We start from the raw sequence: 401 nt of genomic DNA on the forward strand, positions 1-401 counted from the left end.
TCAAACTCTCCATGAAGTGTTTGACTTGCTCGTTTTTGTGACCGAAGTCACGATTGACGAAGCTTGCGCTTCATTCGTTTTTGTATTCCATAGAATACGTTTTTTGCCTCATCGTTCAGTTTTCAAAGTCCAATGTATTTCGTATGAAAATAATGGTCGGGAAGACAGGATTCGAACCTGCGACCCCTTGGTCCCAAACCAAGTGCTCTACCAAGCTGAGCTACTTCCCGAAAAGTGCACCCTGAGAGATTCGAACTCCCGACCCCTTGATTCGTAGTCAAGTACTCTATCCAGCTGAGCTAAGGGTGCATCATATGGTGCGGTCGAGAGGACTTGAACCTCCACGATGTTGCCACCACTAGGCCCTCAACCTAGCGCGTCTACCGATTCCGCCACGACCG

Annotated in this window: 2 tRNA genes; both read right to left on the bottom strand. The window is 48.6% G+C overall.

The annotated features are described in order from the left end of the window. Positions 1-153 precede the first annotated feature (153 nt). Positions 154-230, bottom strand: a tRNA-Pro gene (locus KNQ03_RS16930). 5 nt (positions 231-235) lie between these two features. Continuing rightward, positions 236-309, bottom strand: a tRNA-Arg gene (locus tag KNQ03_RS16935). Positions 310-401 lie beyond the last annotated feature (92 nt).

The sequence above is a fragment of the Exiguobacterium sp. s143 genome, from assembly GCF_018618895.1.
In the GTDB taxonomy this organism is placed as follows: Bacteria; Bacillota; Bacilli; order Exiguobacteriales; family Exiguobacteriaceae; genus Exiguobacterium_A; species Exiguobacterium_A abrahamii.